The 15,150-nt window shown below is 61.6% G+C and carries 14 protein-coding genes; 6 read left to right on the top strand and 8 right to left on the bottom strand.

Annotated elements, in window-relative coordinates; genetic code table 11:
- Positions 1–240: 240 nt before the first annotated feature.
- The 7 genes from rpsO to C7378_RS02860 form a co-directional block, all read right to left on the bottom strand.
- Positions 241–507 carry a 30S ribosomal protein S15 gene (gene rpsO / locus C7378_RS02890; RefSeq protein ID WP_131991490.1) on the bottom strand — a complete coding sequence of 89 codons (267 nt, stop codon included), beginning with the start codon at positions 505–507 and terminating at the stop codon, positions 241–243.
- Positions 508–619: 112 nt separating this feature from the next.
- Positions 620–2,218 (bottom strand): aldehyde dehydrogenase (NADP(+)), encoded by a 1,599-nt coding sequence (locus tag C7378_RS02885; RefSeq protein ID WP_131991488.1) that lies wholly within the window; start codon positions 2,216–2,218, stop codon positions 620–622.
- Between the two features lie 24 nt (positions 2,219–2,242).
- Positions 2,243–3,142 carry a dihydrodipicolinate synthase family protein gene (locus C7378_RS02880; protein ID WP_131991486.1) on the bottom strand — a complete coding sequence of 300 codons (900 nt, stop codon included), beginning with the start codon at positions 3,140–3,142 and terminating at the stop codon, positions 2,243–2,245.
- Positions 3,139–4,434, bottom strand: a complete 1,296-nt coding sequence (locus tag C7378_RS02875) for an NAD(P)/FAD-dependent oxidoreductase (protein WP_131991484.1) — start codon at positions 4,432–4,434, stop codon at positions 3,139–3,141. The genes C7378_RS02880 and C7378_RS02875 overlap by 4 nt, the downstream gene beginning before the upstream one ends.
- Positions 4,431–4,673 (bottom strand): (2Fe-2S)-binding protein, encoded by a 243-nt coding sequence (locus C7378_RS02870; protein WP_131991482.1) that lies wholly within the window; start codon positions 4,671–4,673, stop codon positions 4,431–4,433. The genes C7378_RS02875 and C7378_RS02870 overlap by 4 nt, the downstream gene beginning before the upstream one ends.
- Complete coding sequence (locus C7378_RS02865; RefSeq protein ID WP_131991480.1) at positions 4,666–5,793, bottom strand: NAD(P)/FAD-dependent oxidoreductase; 1,128 nt, start codon at positions 5,791–5,793, stop codon at positions 4,666–4,668. Before C7378_RS02865 ends, C7378_RS02870 begins: the two co-directional genes overlap by 8 nt.
- A complete protein-coding gene (locus C7378_RS02860) occupies positions 5,790–6,740 on the bottom strand; it encodes a proline racemase family protein (protein WP_131991478.1) in 951 nt (316 codons plus the stop codon). The genes C7378_RS02865 and C7378_RS02860 overlap by 4 nt, the downstream gene beginning before the upstream one ends.
- A 247-nt stretch (positions 6,741–6,987) precedes the next feature.
- Here C7378_RS02860 and C7378_RS02855 point away from each other — a divergent pair, with 247 nt between their 5' ends.
- Positions 6,988–9,423 (top strand): ABC transporter permease, encoded by a 2,436-nt coding sequence (locus tag C7378_RS02855; RefSeq protein WP_131991476.1) that lies wholly within the window; start codon positions 6,988–6,990, stop codon positions 9,421–9,423.
- 157 nt (positions 9,424–9,580) lie between these two features.
- On the opposite strand, the gene thiC is transcribed toward C7378_RS02855, so the two are convergent.
- On the bottom strand, positions 9,581–11,053 hold the full coding sequence (thiC, locus tag C7378_RS02850; RefSeq protein ID WP_131991474.1) for a phosphomethylpyrimidine synthase ThiC: 1,473 nt from the start codon (positions 11,051–11,053) through the stop codon (positions 9,581–9,583).
- A gap of 146 nt (positions 11,054–11,199) precedes the next feature.
- Here thiC and C7378_RS02845 point away from each other — a divergent pair, with 146 nt between their 5' ends.
- The 5 genes from C7378_RS02845 (at position 11,200) to C7378_RS02825 (ending at position 14,713) form a co-directional block, all read left to right on the top strand.
- Positions 11,200–11,658, top strand: a complete 459-nt coding sequence (locus C7378_RS02845; protein WP_131991472.1) for a cytochrome c maturation protein CcmE — start codon at positions 11,200–11,202, stop codon at positions 11,656–11,658.
- A 128-nt stretch (positions 11,659–11,786) separates the two neighbouring features.
- On the top strand, positions 11,787–12,437 hold the full coding sequence (gene ccmA, locus C7378_RS02840) for a heme ABC exporter ATP-binding protein CcmA (RefSeq protein WP_131991470.1): 651 nt from the start codon (positions 11,787–11,789) through the stop codon (positions 12,435–12,437).
- Complete coding sequence (ybaK, locus tag C7378_RS02835; protein WP_131991468.1) at positions 12,434–12,913, top strand: Cys-tRNA(Pro) deacylase; 480 nt, start codon at positions 12,434–12,436, stop codon at positions 12,911–12,913. Before ccmA ends, ybaK begins: the two co-directional genes overlap by 4 nt.
- Positions 12,910–13,587, top strand: a complete 678-nt coding sequence (locus C7378_RS02830; RefSeq protein ID WP_131991466.1) for a heme exporter protein CcmB — start codon at positions 12,910–12,912, stop codon at positions 13,585–13,587. The genes ybaK and C7378_RS02830 overlap by 4 nt, the downstream gene beginning before the upstream one ends.
- An 88-nt stretch (positions 13,588–13,675) precedes the next feature.
- Positions 13,676–14,713, top strand: a complete 1,038-nt coding sequence (locus C7378_RS02825) for a 6-phosphofructokinase (protein ID WP_131991464.1) — start codon at positions 13,676–13,678, stop codon at positions 14,711–14,713.
- Positions 14,714–15,150 lie beyond the last annotated feature (437 nt).

The following is a 15,150-nucleotide window of genomic DNA, read 5'->3' as shown; positions in this document are numbered from 1 at the left end:
CTTGATTGGAGCCAGTGCGGAAAGGCGCACGGAGGAAGAGCGGGGGGTGGGACGAGGTGAGAGCCGCGCATTGCGCGCGACGCAGACAGGAAAACAACTCCTGTCTCACCGGGATGCCTCGGGCGTCTGGAGACAGGAGGAGGCACGGCCAGCAAACCTTACGCCTGCTGGACATCCAGCCAGGCGTGTATGTTCCCTCAGCGTGTTCCGTTGCGTCAATGGATGGGACAAGGTGCTCGCTTATTTGCGGATGCCCAGCTTGCCGATCACTTCCCGGTAGCGGTCAGAGTCGTTTGTCTTCAGGTAATCGAGCAGACGGCGGCGCTTGCTCACCAGCATCAACAGGCCGCGGCGCGAAGCGTGATCCTTCGCGTGGGTCTTGAAGTGCTCAGTAAGCTCGCCGATGCGCTCGCTCAGGATCGCAATCTGTACCTCAGGACTTCCGGTATCGGAGTCGTGGGTGCGAAAGCGGGTGATAATGTCAGTTTTCTTTGTAGGTGCCAGCACGACGGTGCGTTACTCCTATTGCTTGATTCAGTCCACTTCCTAAGTGTCTGGTCTAAGAGTAGCATGGCTGGCTTTTCCGCGGCCAGCGAAGCAGTCCATTCCTGTCGCCAATTTAGACAGGTTCGCGAGTGTAGGAGCCATTGACGAGGCGAAGGATGCCGGCAGGATTTGCGCTGCGCAGCTCCTCAGGCAGCGCGGCATCGGGAAACTGCTGATAACAAACGGGCCTGCTGAAGCGGAAGATGGCCTGCGTGCCGACGGAGGTGGAGCGGCCGTCAGCGGTAGCCGGATAAGGGCCGCCGTGAACCATGGCATGGCAGACTTCAACACCGGTAGGGAAACCGTTGAAGAGCAGGCGGCCGGCTTTGCGCTCCAGGATGCGAACGAGCGCCTGGTGCTCCAGCAGGTCGGCCTCGGTGCCGAAGATGGTCGCGGTGAGGCTGCCACGCAGCGCCTCGGCGGCGCTGAGGAAGCTGGCTGGCTCAGTGCAGCGGATGAGCAGCGCGGCGGGGCCGAAGACCTCCTCCTGCAGCTCAGAATTGTCGAGGAAGGAACTGAGCTCGACTTCATCCAGCTTGGCAGTGGCGGCAAAAGACGCGGTGTCGGGCACCGAGGTGGCAGTGGCGGATCTCTGCGCATGACCGCCTGCTTCACGCTGGCGCAGAGCCTCAGCATAGTGGCTGGCGATGCCGGAGGTGAGCATGGTGAACGACGGGGTTTCGATGACGCGCTGCTGCAGCTCCGTGGTGAAGGCGGCGTTCTCCCCCGGTAGGAAGACGAGGCCGGGCTTGGTGCAGAACTGGCCTGCGCCGAGAGTGAAGGAAGCGGCAACGCCGGTGGCGATCTGTTGACCCTGCTGAGCAAACGCGCCCGGCAGAATGAAGACGGGGTTGACGCTGCTCATCTCAGTGAAACAAGGGATGGGCTCGGGACGGGCCGCGGCGAGATCCATGAGCGCGCGACCGGCCTGAAGTGAGCCGGTGAAGCCGACCGCCTTGACCAGCGGGTGCTGTACGAGTGCCTTGCCGACGGCAATACCCGAGTCGAAGAGCAGAGAGAAGACACCCTCGGGCAGGCCGCAGGCGCGGACGCTCTCGGCAATGATCCTGCCTACGAGTTCGCTCGTGCCGGGATGAGCGGGATGTGCCTTGACGATGACGGGATTGCCGGCCGCGAGCGCTGAGGCTGTATCGCCACCAGCGACGGAGAAGGCCAGCGGGAAGTTGCTCGCGCCAAAGACTGCGACGGGGCCGAGCGGACGCAGCATGGAGCGTATATCCGGCTTGGGCAGCGGAGTTCGCGCCGGGTCCGCGGTATCGATGCGCGCCATCAGCCAGGAGCCCTCTTCGATGAGATCGGCGAAGAGCCTGAGCTGGTTGGCGGTGCGGGCGGTTTCGCCGATGAGACGCGGCTTCGGCAGGGCGGTCTCTTCATGGGCCCTGGCTACGAGGGCGTCGGTGGCTGCCTGCAGGCTGTCGGCTATGTGGCGCAGGAAGCGGGCCTTGTCGCGACCTGAAAGCCAGGCGTAAACGCTGAAGGCCTGGGTGGCGAGATGGACGGCGCGATCAACTTCTTCATGGGTCGAAGAGTAGAAGTCCGGGGCAATGGCTTGCCCGGTCGCGGGATTGAAGGCGCGAAAGGCGCTGCTGCTGCGCGAGCCGCGCTGCGAGCCAAGAATCGCGGTGCCGGTGAGTGCGGTGATTGCTTCCATTGCTGAATTGCTCCCGTGATCGGTTTAGGCAGAGATAGACGCTGAGGCAGCGCGAGCCGTACGCAGAGTAGCCAGCGCGTGGCTGCGCTCCTCGCCTGCAAGTATGAGACGGGGCGCACGCACGCGCTCGTTGCCCATGCCGGTTTCCTGCTGCACGAGTTTGATGAGCTGGACGAACTTGGGCACCGTATCCATTCGCAGGAGCGGCAGAAACCAGCGATAGAGGGCAAAAGCCTCGGCGTTCTTTCCGGCGATGGCAAGGTTGAAGAGCTCAACGGACTCGCGGGGGAAGGCGTTGACAAGCCCGGCGATCCAGCCGGTGGCGCCTGCTGCGATTCCCTCAACGATGGCGTCGTCGACGCCGACGAAAATCTGCAGCCGGTCCTCGAGCAACGCGCGGATGGCGGAGACACGACGGACGTCTGTGCTTGACTCCTTCACGGAGTGAAAGTTGGGGTGCTCGGCGGCCAGCTCGGCGATCTGCTCAGGAAGGAAATCGACGCCATAGGCGACGGGATTGTTATAGAGCATGCAGGAGAGCGGAGTCGCCTGCATGACGGCGGCGACGTGGGCCTTCATCTCAAGCCAGTCGCCCTTGTAGACATAGGGCGGAAGGATCATCAGCCCGGAGCAGCCTGCTGCGGCAGCGGCGTGGGCGAGCGAGACTGCCTCCTGCGTGGAGAGGGCGGAGATCGCTGCAACAATGGGGGCGCGGTTGCCGGTTCCCTCAGCGATTGCGTTGAGGATGGCGACCTTCTCTTCGAAGGTGAGCGTGGAAGCCTCCCCAAGTGAGCCGAGGAGCACCAGTCCGGTGCAGCCCTGATCGAGCATCCAGTTGGCATGCCTGACCATGAAGGGATGGTCCACCCGCATTTGCTCGTCAAAAGAGGTGGTCATTGCGGGCATAACGCCGTACCAGTTCATTGTGTCTCCTTAGCTTCAAAATCATTGTCGCGCAACTTGTGGGTGAAGTGAGCGAGGGTAGAAACCCGCGCGGGAAAAACGGGAGGCCGGACAGAGTCCTGATTCCATCCGAAAAGAAAATGGGTCGCGGCGCCGCAGATTCTTCCCTGGCAGGGCCCCATGCCGCAGCGGGTGTGGAGTTTCGCGGAGCGCCAGGAGGTGTGCTGCAGGAGATCGCGCAGGGGCACATCTTCGCAACGACAGACGATGGTTTCCGGGGTGGGGATAGAACGAAGCTCAGAACGAAGGGCAAAGGTCTGGGCGAGGGTGGATGCGAAGCCCTGCGCCCGGCTGCGGGCACGAAAGTGGGTTCGAGACTGGTCGTGCCGCCCTGCTGCGGCGAGGCCAGCGATCTGGCCTTCAAGGAGAGAGAGCTCGACGCCACCAATGCCAGTCGCTTCCCCGGCACAGTAGACATCCGGAACAGAGGTGGACTGAGTTTCATCGACAGCAACAAAGCCATCCTGCAGGCGACAGCCTAACAGGGAGGCGAGCTCAGTGTTCGGCACGAGGTGGAAGCCGCAGGCGAGATAGTCGCAGGCAAGCTGCCATTGCCTGCGCCTCTGCCGGAGGGTGATGCCGGTGAGTTTTTCCGCGCCGGACGCGGCAACCGGCCAGCAGCTGGTGCGGAAGGGAATGCTGATGGTCTCGCGCCCATAGCGGAGAGTCTGCAGCAGCTTGTCGCGATCGCGGGCGAGGGTCATGCCGAAGCGGGCGAGGCGTCCGAGGCTGGCCTGTTCGCAAACCATGAGCACCTTGGCCCCGGCATGACGCAGATAGGCCGCGACGGCCATGAGCAGTGGTCCGGTGCCGGCAACAACCACACGCTTGCCCTCGACGGAGAGACCGGACTTGACCATAGCCTGGAGTGCACCAGCGCCCATGACGTTGGGAAGCGTCCAGCCAGGAAAAGGCAGAAAGCCTTCACGCGCGCCGGTGGCGAGGATCAGCTTGCCATACTCGATGGTGAACGCGACGCCATCGGCGGCTTCCGCTACAAGCGTGCGCGGCGCTGGATGATCGACGATTCTCACGCCGGGCAGGTGGGTGATCAGAGAGGCGCAGGCTTCAAGACGCTTGTGCCACTCCTTCGTTTCACCGGATGGAGTCAGACCTCCTCGCCATATCTGGCCTCCGAGACGAGGATTATCGTCAACAATCGCGACCCGCTTGCCGGACTCGGCAGCGACGATGGCAGCGGCGATCCCGGCGGGGCCTCCACCGGCAACGACTATCTCGAAGGAGAGGCTCATTGGGTACACACATCCATGCCGGGCTCGCAGAGGATCTGGCAGGTGCGGCGGTGTGGAACGCCATCAATGACAGCGCGACACTCGAAGCAGATGCCCATGCCACAGAGCGGGCCGCGAGGCTTGCCCGAGACGGAGACCCGGCAGGGCGCAGAGGCAGACATCATGGCAACTGCGACCGTCGCCCCCGAAGGCACGGTGATCCGGTTGCCGTTGACGGTGAGAGAGATGGTTTCAGGCATGGGCGGCCTCCGCGGCAAATCGCGAGGGTAGATAGGGATCGAGCGGAATGGCAGGCGCGGCGCCGCGGAAGTGGTCGGCCAGCAGCCGCGCGGTGGCGAGCGAGGTGGTGATGCCGAGGCCCTCATGTCCGGTGGCGAGAAAGAGCGTGGGATCGCGCTCGTCGGGGCCGATGAGCGGCAGTTTGTCAGGCGTCGCGGCACGAAAGCCGGTCCAGCTGCGGATGGCGGAGAGCTCGGCGATGCCGGGCATGTATTGACCCACCCGATCGAGCATTGCGGTGAGAATGCGGCTCTCAATCCCGGGACTCTCCTCATCGTACTGGCGCGAGGAGCCGATGAGAATCTGGCCGGTTTTGCGCGGCTGCACGTTGAAGGCGACGGAGTCTCCGCTGACGGAGTGCGCACTTTTGAGATAACCGAGCTCGACAAGTTGATGCCTGACGAACCCCGGATAACGATCCGTGATGACGAGGTGGCCTTTACGTTTTCTGATCTGCAGGCCCGGGGTCAGCGCACCCGCGAGAGCACCTGCGGCATTGATGATGCGATCGGCGGCAAAGGTAGTGCCATCGCTCAGCTGGAGGCTGCCATTGCCGCAGTGGAGAACGTGGGCGCCTGCGCAGAGGTCAGCGCCCTGCTCGATGGCCTGGTTGAGGAGATGAAGTGCGGCGGCTGACGGGTAAAGCACGGCGTCGGACTGAATCAGAAGGGCTCCGGCGAGACCGGGGCGGAGATTCGGCTCCGCTTCGCGAAGTTGCGCCTGATCGAGCACCTCGACCGGCACGCCGGCGGAGCGGTAAAGCTCCTGCTTGCGAAGAACCTCGGCCATCTCTTCTTCGTCGGCGGCCACCCAGAGTGTGCCGCAGGTTTCATACTCAGCGGAGGGCGGAAGCTGGCTGGCGAGGTCGCTCCACAGCAGCTGCGAATAACGAGTGAGCGCGAGCTGCGCGGGCGAGTCGTCCATGACGACGATGTGGCCCATTCCGGCAGCGGTTGCGCCGCCGCCGATGGTTCCCTGCTCAATGATGGCGGTGCGCATTCCTGCCTGGGCGCACTCACGCGCACAGGCCGCGCCTACGATGCCGGCCCCGATAACGACGGCGTCGTAGCGCTGGGTCATCGGCGGATTCCCCAGGCAAAGGGATCTCCGGGCGTAACGAGGAGCGAGCTCTCGGCGGTGATGTAAGCCTGACCGGTGATGGAGGGAATCATCTGCCCGTCGCGCAGGCGGATGGAGCCCTCGAAGACAGTGCCGAGGATGCCCTGCTGCCGCCATGGCTGGCCGGGAGCGAGCTTGCCGTCGGCGTAGAGGCAGGCCATCTTCGCGCTGGTTCCGGTGCCACACGGCGAACGGTCATACGCCTTGCCGGGACAGAGGACGAAGTTCCTGCTGTTGACGCCAGGGGTGGCGGAGGGGCTGAAGATCTCGACGTGGTCGATCTCGCCGCCGTTGTCACCGGTGATCCCGCTGGCGGCAAGCGACTGGCGCACCCGCCAGGCAAAGTCGGTGAGCGAATCAACGTTTTCCAATGCCAGGTCGAAGGGATGTTCCCCGATGAGGAAAAACCAGTTGCCGCCCCAGGCAATATCACCACGCACCACTCCAAAGCCCGGCACATCGACCGCCACATTGGCTGCTGAGCGATAGCTGGCGACATTTTCAACGGTGACTGAGCCGGAGGGATGAAGAACGGCCTCAACGGCACCGACGCTGGTCTCGACAAGGTGGCGGCCGGGGCCGATTCTGCCAAGATGGGCAAGCGATGCGATGACTCCGATGGTTCCGTGACCGCACATGCCTAAATAGCCGACGTTATTGAAGAAGATGACGCCTGTGGCAGAGGCTGGGTCCTGCGGCTCGCAAAGGAGACCGCCGACGATTACGTCAGAGCCGCGCGGCTCGTTGACGACGGCCGAGCGGAAGCAGTCATGGTCTGCCCGGAAGCGTGCGAGACGCTCCGCCATGCTGCCGGAACCGAGGTCAGGACCGCCGCCAATGACGAGGCGTGTCGGCTCGCCGCCGGTATGCGAATCGATGACTGAAAGAGTGTGCGAAGGAGATGCCATGGCGCCTGCAAAATTGAATAGGTAGCAGGGCTCAATATATCAGCCGCAGAAGGCTAAAGGCTTGCCGCCCTGCACGCACAAATGGAGCGGCTTCGGGACGATGCAGGCTGTCCATTATCGGACATGGACTGTCCGGAAATGGACATTCCTTGCCCAAGGGTAGACTGGCGGTCTTTTCGAATGAGGAGGATAGGGTGGGAGAAGATTGGCCTTCCGGTTGCGATCAAGGTTCTCTGAGGAGTAAGCCTTGAACACTCTAGCCGCCGATCTGAAGTATGCCCTGCGCCAGTTACGCACATCGCCAGGGTTCGCCATTGTCGCCTTACTTGCGCTTGCGCTGAGCGTGGGGGCGGCAGCGACGGTCTTCAGCGTGGTCGATGCCGTGATGATCCGCCCGCTACCGTTTGCGCACGCCGACAGGATCATGATGCCGGAGACAATCTCCCGGTCCGGCTACAGCCAGCCGCCTTCGTATCTCAGCTATCGCGATATGCGAGCGCAGAACAAGTCCTTTGAGGAGCTTGCCGGATACAGCGACTTCTTTACGGTGAACCTGCAGACTCCGTCCGGGCCGGTTTCCCTGCATGCGACGAAAGGGACGGATAATTTTTTCCGGGTCTTTGGAGTTGCGCCGCTGCTGGGGCGCACCTACCTGCCCGGCGAAGACCAGCCGGGACGCGATGATGTGGTTGTGCTGAGCTACCAGGTGTGGCAGGACAACTTCAACGGGCAAAAGGACATTCTGGGACATACGGTCGATTTGGACGGGCACCCGTACACGGTGATCGGGGTGATGCCGGCCGACTTCGAGTACCCGATGAGAGGACAGCGGCTCATCTATACGCCGCTGCATCCGCCGGAAGCATGGGCCAAGGAGCGCGGCACGCACTGGCTGAGCACAGTCGGACTGCTCAAGCCGGGCATGAGCCGCCAGCAGGCAGAAGCCGATATGTCGCGGGTGATGGCTGACCTCGGCAAGGCTTATCCAGACACCGACGCGGGCCGCAAGGTGGAACTGCGTTCGCTGGCGCAGGCGGTAACGGGCGATGTACAGGGGCCGCTGACCACGCTGTCCTTCGCGGTCCTGGCGCTGCTTGCGATTGGCTGTGTCAATGTAGCCGGACTGCTGCTGGCGCGGGGTGTAAAGCGGGAACGGGAGATTGCCATGCGCGCAGCGGTGGGAGCGAGCCGTTCCCGGCTGGTGGGACAGATGCTCACCGAAAGCCTGGTGCTGGCGGCACTGGGCTGTATTGGCGGGTGTGGAGTCGCCGCTGTGCTGCTGGCGGCGCTGAAGTTTTTCCTGGTGCATGCGATGGCACGGGGCGAGCAGGTGGGACTTAATCTGCCGGTGTTGGGCGCAGCGCTTGCAATCTCGGTGGTGACGACGGTGGTTGCGTCGCTGGCGCCTGCGCTGCGGCTCTCGGGCACCGATCCAAACCGCGCATTGAAGGCAGGCGGAAGCGCGGGAACAGGACGCGGGCAGCATCGCCTGCGAACGGCCTTTCTGGTGACCCAGGTAGCGCTATCCATGGTGCTGCTGGTTGTATCGGGACTGATGATGGCAGCCCTGGTTCGAACCCGCAACACGCCACTCGGGTTTGAACCGGACAATATTGCTGCGCTGGAACTGAACCTGTCACCGGGCCGGTACGAAAATCGCGACCCGCTGACAGGCTTCTACAACCCGCTTTTAGAGCGTGTTCAGCACTTGCCGGGAGTCCAGGCTGCGGGATACATCAACATGGTTCCGATTCGAAGCTACGGCAGCAACTCCGATGTCCATATCAAGGGGCAGCCGCCTTATCCGCCGAACCAGGAGATGCTGGCCGAGGAGCGCTTCGTCTCGCCCAGCTACTTCAAGGCGCTTGATCTGAAGCTGGTGCAAGGGCGACTGCTGGATCGTGCAACAGACCGTCCGGGCGGACGTCCTGCGATTGTGGTGAACCAGGCTTTCGTAAAGAAGTTCTTCCATGCCGGCGCCGACCCCATTGGCCAGTATCTTGACAGCGGCGGGCTGTCCGAGAATCCTCCAGTTATCGTCGGGGTTGTCTCGAATGCAAGGCAGAACCTGAACCAGCCGACGCTGGCCGAGATGGACTTCCTGGATGCCCAGACGCCTGCGGAATTACGCAACCAGGTACTGCAAAGCAGCAACCTTGTGATCCGCACCAAGGGCGATCCGCGCGCGGTCTATAGCGCCGTACGGCGGGCACTGCATGACGTTGACGCAACAGTCCCCTTTGGTACGCCGGAAACGATGACGGAGATTGTCGCCGACCAGATGGTGATGCGCCGGATGGAAGGGTGGCTCTTCGGCATCTTTGCGGGACTGGCGGTGATGCTGGCGGTGATTGGCCTCTATGGTCTCATCAGCCATGAAGTAGCGATCGGCACCCATGACATTGGCGTACGCATGGCAATCGGCGCAACGCGGGAGCGCGTGGTCAGAGGCATCTTTCAACGAGTAGGAGCGATGCTGCTGGCGGGCGTGGCGGCGGGGCTGCTGCTCACGGCAATGGCGCGCAAAATGATCGACGCGGTGGTGCGGATTGAGCCCGGGCGTGATACGGCTCTCATTCTGCTGCTCGCTGTGGGGTTAATGGTTGCAGGACTGCTGGCGGCCGTATGGCCCGCACGACGTGCGGCCTCAGTGGAGCCGATGGAGGCGCTGCGCTATGAGTGAACTTGCACCCGCGTGAGGAACTTGTCGCGGAAACAGTCCGTGCATAAGTCCTTTGCGCTCGTCGTGATCATGCTCTGACGGTGACTGTACAGCCGAAGACAGAAACACCCGGATGATGGCTCATCCGGGTGTTTGATTTTTGAGTTTGGCTAACTTGTCAGTTTTTGGCGGCAAGCTGCTGCGCCTGGAGCGTGACGAGACCGCTCAGGTCGGCCTTCTCCAGTCCATGGACATTCTTGTTAAACTCGTCCACCTTGCTCGACCAGTTCATGGAGCAGAACTTGGGACCGCACATGGAGCAGAAGGCTGCTTCCTTGTAGTAGTCGTCAGGCAGCGTCTCGTCGTGCATGGAGCGCGCCGTCTCAGGATCGAGCGAGAGGGCGAACTGCTTCTCCCAGTCGAAGGTGTAGCGGGCGTAGCTGATGGCGTCATCACGATCCTGCGCACCGGGCCGGTGACGGGCGATATCGGCGGCGTGGGCCGCGATCTTGTAGGCGATCATGCCATCCTTGACGTCCTTCTCGTTGGGAAGCCCGAGGTGCTCCTTGGGAGTGACGTAGCAGAGCATCGATGCGCCGTGCCAGCCGATCATCGCGGCGCCGATGGCGCTGGTGATGTGATCGTAGCCAGGAGCGATATCCGTAACCAGCGGCCCGAGGGTGTAGAAGGGCGCGCCGAAGCAGTATTCGACTTCCTTATCGACCTGCTCCTTGATCTTATCGAGCGGCACGTGACCGGGGCCTTCGATCATGACCTGCACGTCGTCCTGCCAGGCGCGTGCGGTGAGCTCGCCGAGGGTCTTGAGCTCAGAGAACTGGGCATCGTCGCTGGCATCAGCGATGGACCCCGGGCGCAGGCCGTCGCCGAGCGAGAAGCTGACGTCGTACTTCGCCATCACCTTCACGATGCGATCGAAGTTCTCATAGAGGAAGTTCTGCTTGTGGTGGTGGGTCATCCACTGGGCGAGGATGGCTCCGCCGCGGCTGACGATTCCGGTGATGCGCTTGGCAACCATGGGAACGTACTGGATGAGCACGCCGGCGTGGACGGTGAAGTAATCGACGCCCTGCTGCGCCTGTTCTTCGATGACCTCAAGGTAGACATCGATGTTCAGATCTTCGAGCTTCTTGACGCGGTTAAGCGCCTCATAGATGGGAACGGTACCGATGGGCACGGGCGAGTGGCGGAGGATGGCATCGCGAATCTCCGGGATGTTGCCGCCGGTGGAAAGGTCCATGACCGTGTCCGCGCCGAACTGCACTGCCATGTGCAGCTTGCGCAGCTCCTCGTCAATGTTCGAGGAGACGGCGGAGTTGCCGATGTTCGCGTTGACTTTGCAGCGGCTGGCGACGCCGATGGCCATTGGCTCAAGCTCAGGGTGGTTGATGTTGGCGGGAATGATCAGGCGGCCGGCGGCGATCTCATCGCGGACCAGCTCGGCGGTGATCTTCTCGCGTTCGGCCACGAACAACATCTCTTCGGTGATCTGGCCCTTGCGCGCGAAGTGCATCTGCGACACGTTGCTGTCGCCGGTGCGCGCAGCCTCGGCTTTGCGCTTGACGATCCATTCGGCGCGGGGTTTCAGGATTTCCTGCATGGAACCGGAATGGAGTATGCCGTTGCTAGCCATGATTCACCTCATCTAAAAGAAAAGCGCTGCGTTGTTGGTTTGGATGTAGAAAATTCCATCGCAGCTCAGATGTGATTATAAAGTCGAAAGCAGGCGGCTGCGGATAAGGCTTGACGACGTCATTTCGTCTGCCTAGGCTTATTGCTATGAAGTCAAATAATCAGGGTGTGCGCGTCGCGGTCGCCATCTTCGTGATTCTCGCCGGAATTATCTACCTGGCGATCAGCGGTCAGCAGGCGAACAAGAGCTACTACGTCACGATCGCCGAACTGCATGGGATGGGCAACAAGGCGTATACGCGGCATTTGCGCGTCGCCGGGAACGTGCTTCCGGGCACGATTCAACACACCGGCACGAATGCCGACTTCACCCTGGTGGAGAACGGCCTGAAGCTGCCTGTGGTCTACCACGGCGAAGAGCCGCCACCGGATACCTTCAAAGACAATGCACAAGCCCTGGCGATCGGGACCTACGGACGCGATGGAGTTTTCCACGCTACGCAACTGCAGGCGAAGTGCGCCTCGAAGTATGCACCCAAGGCACCGGGTGCGGCTCCTGCGGCGACCGCTTCCGCCGTGCTGAAGCCAGTCTCAGAACAGCGCTAGTCCGGCGGCGGCGCAGAGATGCGGCAACGCAGCTTTGCGCCGGACCGAAGGATTCCCCGGGCTTTGATTCCAAGCATTGAGAGTGAAAGCATGGGATCGCCCACTTCCCCGCTATACTCAGCAACAGAATGCCCGTCGCTGCCAGCCTGAAGACCGTCTCGAAACTCTATGGAACATTTGCAGCCCTGCGCAAGGTCACAGTCGACTTTGAACAGGGGCGCTGGTATGTACTGCTGGGCGAGAATGGCGCGGGCAAGTCGACGCTGCTCCGCGTGATTGCGGGGCTGCTGCAGCCGACCTACGGCACCGTGCTGGTGGGCGAAGGGCCTCCGCACCAGGGGCGCGACCGCATCGGCTACATGAGCCACGCGGCGATGCTCTACGACGAATTTACGGCGGTTGAGAACCTGCGCTATTTTGCCAGCCTCTACCGGGAGCGGCCATGCCAGGCACCTGAGGCAGCTCTCGATGCTGTCGGGCTGGACCCAACACTGAAGCGGCCGGTGGGGCAATATTCCCAAGGGATGCGGCAGCGGGTTTCGCTGGCGCGGGTGCTGATTTCGCAGCCGGAACTGCTGCTGCTCGACGAGCCGTTTTCGAACATGGATGTGGCGAGCGCCCGGCAGATGCTGGCGTTGCTGGCTGCCCAGCGAGCGCAGGGACGAACCGTGCTGCTGACTACCCACCAGCGGGAGCTCGCTGAGCCGCTGGCCGACTATGTGCTGACGATGATGGCCGGCAGTGTGGCTTCGCTGCTGGCGACGGAGACTGCGAAATGAAGACCAACGCTGCCCGATTCCTCGACTCGCTGGGCATTCACTATGAACTACGCGACTATGAAGTGGACCCCGAAGACTTGTCGGCAACCTCGGTCGCGAAGAAGATCGGACTGCCGGCGGAGCAGGTCTTTAAGACGCTGCTCTGCGTAACCAGCGACCGCGAACATATTTTTGCGGTGATACCGGGAGATGCGGAGCTGGACTTCAAAAAGCTGGCAGCGGCGGCTGATGCACGAAAGGCAGAGATGGTCTCGCTCAAGGATGTGCAGCCGCTTACCGGCTACATTCGCGGCGGCGTGACCGTCTTCGGAGCGAAACGGCCCTTCCCTGCCTTCGTCGATGAGACGATGGAACTCTTCGACATCATTTCAGTCTCGGCAGGTGTACGCGGAACGCAGATTTTGCTGGCGCCGGGCGACTACCTGCGGGCGGCGCTGGCGCGAGTAACCGACCTCACCAAAGATGGGCCTGCATGAAGCAGCGGCCGTATTTCCTGATTCACCTGCTGAAAGACCTGCGCCTGGAATGGCGATCGCGGGATGCGATCAACTCCATGCTGTTTTTTGCGCTGCTGGTGGTTGTGCTGTTCTCGCTTGCCTTCGACCCGACGCGGGCGGTCTCACGACAGATTTCAGGCGGGATTCTTTCGGTGGCGGTGATGTTTGCTTCCGTCACGGCGCTCAACCAGGCGTGGGCGCGCGAGCTGCGCCACCAGGTGCTGGACGCGCAGCGGATGACGCCGGCGCCGGCGGCTTCGCTATTTATCGGCAAGGTGCTGGCAAATTTCATTTTTGTGAGCGTGGTGGAGCTGGCGCTGGCGCCGCTATTCACGATTTTCTATAACCTGCATGCGATCGGGCAGGGGTGGCTGCTGTTGGTGGTGCTGCCGCTCGGAACGTGGGCCCTGGTGGTAAACGGCACGTTCTTTGCAGCGCTTTCAATACGCACCCGTAGTCGCGAGCTGCTGCTGCCGCTGATCCTGTTTCCGATTTTCATTCCGGCGCTGCTGGGAATGGTGCAGGCCACGACGAATATCCTGACGGGCGAGGCCGACCCCGGACTTTGGATCAAGCTCCTCGGCGTCTATGACGTCATTTTCACGACGGTGTGCCTGCTGCTGTTCGAGCTCGTGCTGAACGCGGAGCAGTAAGGCCCGGATCAGGCCACATCATTTGAATCCCCACCGTCGGGACAGTATGATTCATTCGATACAGTTTTCTAACTGGAGAGTGAACGCAATGCGAGTTGGAGTGTTGACGGGCGGCGGAGACTGCCCTGGATTGAATGCGGTGATTCATGCGGTGGTTCGCAAAGGTATCACCCACTACGGCGATGAGTTTGTCGGTTTTCTTGAGGGCTGGCGCGGTGTGCTCGACAACAACACCATGCCGCTGACGCTTGAGGCAGTCGATGGAATTCTGATCAAGGGTGGCACGATTCTGCGGACCTCGCGCACCAATGTCCGCAAGATCGAGGGCGGCATCGAGAAGTGCGTCGCCACGATGAAGGCGAACAAGCTTGATGCGCTGATTGCCATCGGCGGCGACGATACCCAGTCGGTGACGAATGCGCTGATCCAGGCGGGAGTGCCCGGAGTGGGCGTACCGAAGACCATCGACAATGACCTGAATGGCACGGATGCCTGCTTTGGTTTCGATACCGCGGTATCGATTGCCACGGAGGCGATTGACCGGCTGCACACGACGGCCGAGGCGCACAACCGCGTCATCGTCTGCGAAGTGATGGGACGCGATGCCGGATGGATTGCACTGACGGCAGGTGTGGCAGGCGGAGCTCACGCGGTGCTGGTGCCGGAGAAGCAAATCGATCTGGACCATGTCTGCAAGCTGCTGAAGCACAACCATGACAATGGGAAGAAGTACGGCATCGTCGTCGTTGCCGAGGGCGCCAAGCTGCCGGACACAGGCGCGCAGGCTACGCTCGGAAACAAGGTCGACTCCTTTGGCCATGCGAGACTCAGCGGCATTGGCCAGGTGCTGGCGGACGCGATCGAAGAGCGCACCGGCTATGAGACTCGCTCAGTGAACCTGGGTCACACCCAGCGCGGCGGAACGCCAACAGCCTACGACCGGATGCTGGCCACACGGTATGGACTGGCCGCTATTGACCTGGTCCACCAAGGAAAATTTGGCCGGCTGGTGGTCCTCCATGGAACGAAGATTGAGGATATTCCGCTGGCGGAAGCGATCTCGAAGAATAAGACGCTCGATGACAGTTTCCTTGCGATTCTGGATGGACTGGAACCAAAGGTCTAAGGACACGAGGTCTAAGGACACGCCTGTTACAGGCAGAAAATGGCCGGGCAGCGCAATCCGCTGCCCGGTTTTATTGTTCATGGTTACCTACCATGCGATAAATGCAATGACTTTCGAGTGTTGATCGGAGTACTATAAAACCATCTCACGCGTTATCTCATCAAAGGCATGTTTAAAATGTCCTTATTGCAAGTGCTTAAGCTTAGCTGCCCCTGGTGTTCAGAAAAAAAGCATCTACGCTCATCTCACCTTCGAAAAGCAGACTATTTTTTTCTCGCTTTAGGAATGCGTCCGGTACGGTGCCAAATCTGCGGGAGGCGTTTTCATCGCTGGATCTCACCTGACGAGCAGAAAGCACAGCAGCAACTCTTAGAGCGGTAGCTGCCCTGCGCCTGAGAAGATCAGGTAAGCAGGCTACTATTCTTTATCCGTGGCTG

The sequence above is a fragment of the Acidipila rosea genome (assembly GCF_004339725.1).
Classification (GTDB): domain Bacteria; phylum Acidobacteriota; class Terriglobia; order Terriglobales; family Acidobacteriaceae; genus Acidipila; species Acidipila rosea.
This window is presented reverse-complemented; position numbering and strand designations above follow the sequence as displayed.